Source organism: Pseudomonadota bacterium (assembly GCA_026388255.1).
Taxonomy (GTDB): Bacteria; Desulfobacterota; Syntrophorhabdia; order Syntrophorhabdales; family Syntrophorhabdaceae; genus JAPLKB01.
The window spans coordinates 7,152-12,613 of record JAPLKC010000064.1 but is presented as its reverse complement, the minus strand read 5'-3'; the positions used below and the strand labels follow the sequence as shown (position 1 = coordinate 12,613).

At 48.8% G+C, this 5,462-nt stretch carries 4 protein-coding genes; 2 read left to right on the top strand and 2 right to left on the bottom strand.

Going from position 1 to position 5,462, the window contains the following annotated elements:
- The coding region (locus NT178_07870; protein MCX5812448.1) for a GSCFA domain-containing protein at positions 1-574 on the bottom strand (574 nt) is incomplete at its 3' end.
- A 279-nt stretch (positions 575-853) separates the two neighbouring features.
- On the opposite strand from NT178_07870, the gene NT178_07865 reads away from it, so the two are divergent.
- Both NT178_07865 and NT178_07860 read left to right on the top strand, forming a co-directional pair.
- Positions 854-2,044 carry a glycosyltransferase gene (locus tag NT178_07865; GenBank protein MCX5812447.1) on the top strand — a complete coding sequence of 397 codons (1,191 nt, stop codon included), beginning with the start codon at positions 854-856 and terminating at the stop codon, positions 2,042-2,044.
- A gap of 78 nt (positions 2,045-2,122) precedes the next feature.
- Positions 2,123-2,911, top strand: a complete 789-nt coding sequence (locus tag NT178_07860; GenBank protein ID MCX5812446.1) for a methyltransferase domain-containing protein — start codon at positions 2,123-2,125, stop codon at positions 2,909-2,911.
- Between the two features lie 295 nt (positions 2,912-3,206).
- Here NT178_07860 and cooS read toward each other — a convergent pair whose 3' ends face one another.
- The gene (gene cooS / locus NT178_07855) at positions 3,207-5,111 is read right to left on the bottom strand and encodes an anaerobic carbon-monoxide dehydrogenase catalytic subunit (protein ID MCX5812445.1); all 1,905 of its coding nucleotides are present in this window, start codon (positions 5,109-5,111) and stop codon (positions 3,207-3,209) included.
- Between the last annotated feature and the right edge of the window lie 351 nt (positions 5,112-5,462).

Below are 5,462 nucleotides of genomic sequence, written 5' to 3'. Positions count from 1 at the left end.
TATCGCCGCCCTCGTTCACATAGGGACCGGAAGGAAGGCAGATCACAGACCCGTCAATCCTGTCTTCCCATATCTCGGTGAGACCGAAGGTCAGAATGAGTACCTCTGCACGTTCAAGGGCCGCGCGCGATGCGAGGCAATGTTTTTCGAAGTCCGCTTCCGCCTCCGCCATCGATTTGTAAATGATAATCCTTCGGTAGGGGTCCTGTGTGATGCCGGACACGGGCGCCTTCCACCAGCGAATATGAGGCTTCCAGTCGTCGAAGGTATACTCGAATATCTGTCGCATGGAAAAGGAGTTGTACGTTCGTTCCCATGCGGCGCTGGCATGTTTCGAGGCAGGATGACCGGCCTCTTCCCTGATGTATGAATAATCTCTGTCAATGAGCACATCCTTTATCTCCCTGGCAAAGCATGAACCCATAGAGGCAATGGGCGTTTTCCGGCCAATCTTTAATCCTGGAACGTCCGGAAAGGGATAGACCTCTCCAGAGGCAGGAGGGTTATCATATGACCCCGGCCACACCTGCCAGGATTCGAAATGGAATTTTGGATGAACATCAGATCGGGGCATAACGCATTTTACCTGTCATTCATTATTATTACCCCATAACACTTTCTTTGTAAAGAAATCGCCCTGCGAGCGGGCAACAACCAGTATGTTTCCTGGGTCTTTCTGACTTACCCAACGATATGCCTGTGATTATTCAAAGAAAATGTTAAATACACCCCGGACGGAACCGTTTCGGTCGGGAACACTGGAGCCTGGTTGGTTGGCCTCCATAAGTCAGGAAGCTCCAGCAATAACATGGTTGACTAAGTGACGATGTCTTTGATACTATAAAATCCATACATGCTTCGAAGAAAAGGCAACATTAAGAAAACATGCATTGTAACACCTGAGTATCCGCCTGACCAGTGGGGTGGGCTTGCGCGGACAGTGGAAAACGTTTCCCGGCATATCCGGGACATGGGGATAGAGGTCCACGTTGCCCATTTTACGGTTACAGATGAACCGATGGTTCTCCTCGATGAAAACAGGAAGGATGAACTCATTGACGGAATCATGGTTCACCGGCTGAATATCGGCAAAGAAGACTTCTCCGGCAGGCCTTATACGATGTGGGATTCTCCTTATATGCGGACCTTCAAGATGATGTATCAGTCCCTCGAACTTCTCCATGATGACGAATCCTTTGACCTTTTTCACAGCTTTTTTCTCTACCCAGTCGGCTATATCGCTGGGCTTTTTGCGCGGAAGGCAGGCAGGCCTTCCATTGTCACCATTGTTGGAAATGACGTAAAAAAGTATATATTCAGCCCGGAAAAGACCGCAATGTGCAGAAGCGGTCTGGAGAATGCCGGCAGGGTAGTGGCGTTAAGCCGTGATCTCTTTGACACGGCAGACGCCCTCTCACCGATTAAAGGGAAGGCGCAGATCATCTACAACTCCGTTTCCATACCCGCTGCGTCATGGACGCCTCACAGTGTTAAAGATAATGCCTTTCACATAGGCTCTGCAGGCATATTCAAGTACGCAAAGGGGCTGCCCTACCTTTTTAAGGCAATGGCAGAATTAAGAAAGCGGCACAATGTGACATTGGAACTGACGGGAGCTATCAGGGATTCGGAACAGAAGACCTGCGAAGACATGATCAAAAGAACCGGCATTAAGGACATTCTCACATTTCACCCTGCTGTTTCCCATGAAAAGGTGACTGACCGGCTTTTGAGCCTTGATGCCTTTGTCCTCCCTTCTGTGTCGGAAGGGTGTCCCAATATCCTCATGGAGGCAATGGCCTGTGGACTTCCCTGTGTTGCCACCCGTGTGGGGGCAGTAGAAAACCTCATGGAAGACGGGATATCCGGTCTCATTGTGCCCTGGGGCAGCGCCATTGCCATTGCCGATGCCCTTGAGCGGATCATCGCGCTGTCTGATGGCGGTCTGGCAATGGGTATTGCCGCAAGAGAGCGTATGACATATTTTTCCCCTGAACGGGAACGGAAGGCATGGGAACAGGTCTACAGGCAGTTTGATGAATAAGCATCGCAAAGGCCTGTATTTTTGCTGCAGGCAGATTGGAATAACAAGTGGACTTCCTGCAGGTTATCACATCCACGTATGAAGAGAAAAAGATATTCCGAAGACCACTGGATACGTTCTGAACATATCGAGAAGGCCCTGCAGGCGTATATGGATCAGCAAAGCAAGGCCTACAGCAGAATAAAAAATATGTTTATCAGGGCCTTGCTGGGGGATCTGAAGGGGAAAAGATTTCTTGATTATGGCTGCGGTGCGGGTATATTTCTTGTCTATGCCGCCAGGTTGGGCGCTGCCCGTATCGTTGGGGTGGACGCTGAAGAAACAGTTTTATCAACAGCGCGTTATCTCACGGAAAAAGAGGGAGTCCAGGATAAATGTGAGTTTGTTGTGAGCGAAAGATGGCCTGCTTTTCAACCTGGCGCCTCTTTCGATGTCATTCTGTTAAAAGATGTCATCGAACACGTTGAAGACGATCAGGGCCTTCTCGATGCAGCCGCGCAAAGCCTTGCGCCCGAAGGGGTCTTGACAGTAAGTACCCAGAATGCCTTTTCCCTTAATTATTTGATCGAAGGAATGTATCATCGCGTTATGCGTCGCCAAAAGGACTGGTATGGATGGGATACAACACATCTCCGTTTCTATACCCCCAGGAGCCTTAAAAAGAAACTTTTAAAGGCAGGGTTAAAGCCTTTTGCCTGGCGCTCGACGTACATCATTCCCCATAAATTCCCTTCATCGCCATCCTCCGGCAAGCAGTTTCATCGCATAGAATCTTTCACCCGGATAGATACATTGCTGGGGTCTGTCTTTCCCTGGAACTGTCTCGGCTGGAACATCATCGTCAAGGCAGCTAAAGAGACAAAATAGAATCTAACGATTAATACCGAGTTGCCTTCATTCGCATACCTTCGTTGTCTCCTCGTCGCACTCCTCGACATACTGCTACGTATGCCTGCGCCTGTCCTCCCGCAGGGAGGGTCGGCTCCTTGTCGACGCCCGGGGCACCCACGATAGTGGGTCGTGCTTTTGAATGCAACTCGGTATAATGCCGCTTCTTCACTCCTTCATCCATACACTCAGTATCCGGATAGACTTAGAATACCGGCGTTATGCAAAGGTCTTTGTAGAGATATTCATGCCCCTGTGCTGTTATAAATTGATCTTAAATCCCCAGCTTCTTTCTGTTTGCTTCAATATGTGCCAATATACCATCCACTGCCTTGACCGGGTCTTTTTCAACGCTCATAATGCCGCCGGTTACCTGCTTACAATCTTCAGTGAGGAGCTTCACGAGGTTCGGTCCCCCTGTCACGGTAGGAACAGGGTTGACATATGTATAGAGTCCGAAAGCAACGGCGAAGACTGCATCAATCGTTGCCTTCTGTTCCATGTACTCAGGCGCAACGGCTGCAACGGGAAGATCCGGTATGGGTACGTTCCCCAGGGCAACCGATATTGCTGACAGCATATCGGCGATACGCCCTGTATCTGTGCATGTACCGTAGCTCAATACAGGAGGGATTTTCAATAATTCGCATACAGCCTTAAGGCCGTTGCCTGCAAGTTCCTTTGCCTCCAGGCTGCATAGACCTGCAACCTGCATGGCGCCGTTGCCGCAGCCCATAGAAAGGACCAGCACATCGCGTTTAATGAGTTCTTTTGCAATCCGGATACTGTGTACGTCCTGTCCGCTATCTCGAAGGGATGTACATGAAACAAGACCTGCAATACCGCGAATGGCCCCGCCGGCTATTGCCTTTAACAGCGGTTCCGGGGTGCCTCCAAGGACCTCAAGGATGCTTTCCGTTGAAAAGCCTACTACTGCTTCCCTCATTGGCAGTTGCATGACCGGTTTAACGGTGGCCCTGCGTTCTTTAAAATTATCAATGGCCATCTGCAAGAGCTGGGCGGCCTGCCCTTCTGCTTCTTCGGGGCTATAGCTGATCCTATCCGTAATCCCTTCAAAGGCAACAAGCTGACTTACCGGAATGAGCCTGAATTTATATTTTTCGGCATAGAAGGGGTCAACAGGCATGGAGCAGTTCATGTCGCAGGCAAAGAGGTCAATACAACCGCTTGCAAGGACCGCCTCCTGCGTGATCCAGTTGCCGGTAAAGCCGTAGAACACATCATCCATTTCCCATCTCTGGATCATTTCCTGGCCTGCTTCGATATTTGCTATTATACGCATGCCCTTTGCGCCTACAGCCCTGGCCTTTTCCTGCCACTCAGGTTGTCTTGCAAGCTGTACCATGGCAAAACCGAGGAAAGGCTCATGTCCGTTCGGCAGTACATTCACATAATCAGGATCAAGGACTCCCAGGTCAACGCGCATGTTGTGCGGTGCCGGTATTCCAAAGAGGATGTCCTGGCAGTATTCGTTTACGATCTGACTCTGGTATGCCGTTGCTATGGAAAGACGCATTGCTTTTAATGCAAGGCTCACATAGTAGCCGTCTACGTTGGTCAGGCACGAGCTTGTAGCAAACATCATCTCGCCGTAAATCCCGCCCGGCATAATGCCAAGCTTCTTCCACAGGTTTGTCCGTTCCCTCGGGGCAAGGGTTTCCACAATATAACTCGGTTCATCATATTTTCTGTTAAAATCAGCTTCCACATAATTGCACAGCATGAGCGCTGTTTCCTCTTCAGATATTATTGTAGGTATGCCGAACCTTTCTGCAAATTTTTCCAGTTTTTCCGGGCTTTTAATCTTAAAAGGCCCCTTGCCGTTTACTGTTGCCTTAAGTGTTTTAATAGTCTGCTCGGTATGGTAGTGATAAGTAGATGCACCCATGACATTCCTGAGCAACATCATGCGCATTGCCATGCCGTCGCCGGTGATGCCGCAGACGCCCCTCTTGTCTTTGGCTACATCCGCCCTGCAGGGACCGTTTGAGCAGAGGTCGCACCGAACCCCTCCCTGACAGAAGGGACATCTCTGGTCAGGATTGCCGCCCATGCCCTGGGCTTCATACCTGTCCCAGATATTCGTCATATTGTCGCTTTTGATCCTATCGTAAACTTTGCGGACTGACTCGTGGTAAGAAATCCTGTCGTCTTCCATAACTACTCCTCCTTTTATTTCATGATTTCATGGTATTTAAGTTCTTTGCTTTGCCTTGTCATTATGTCTTCAGCAAAAATGCCATTGCAAAACATACACTTATCATTGGATGCGTGTCTGCCCATTTTTGCCCTCCTGTTAAGCATTTTCTGTCAAAACAAGATTCTATTCTAACAGAATGAAATATCAAAGACAATCTCATATCTTATCTCCGGCAGAAACATATTTTATTTATGATCCCGGGGTCAGCCGAAAAAACAGTTGGAAAAATGATTGACACATGTTTTTCGTAGGATATAATCTAATAAGTATAAATATGGGCGTTCTATATTCCCTTCTTTCAATAATAAT

What these genes read in the sequence shown, in the direction of transcription:
- NT178_07860 (MCX5812446.1), top strand. Translation starts at nt 2,123, where the DNA reads ATGAAGAGAAAAAGATATTCCGAAGACCACTGGATACGTTCTGAACAT.
- NT178_07865 (MCX5812447.1), top strand. Translation starts at nt 854, where the DNA reads ATGCTTCGAAGAAAAGGCAACATTAAGAAAACATGCATTGTAACACCT.
- cooS (MCX5812445.1), bottom strand. Translation starts at nt 5,111, where the DNA reads ATGGAAGACGACAGGATTTCTTACCACGAGTCAGTCCGCAAAGTTTAC.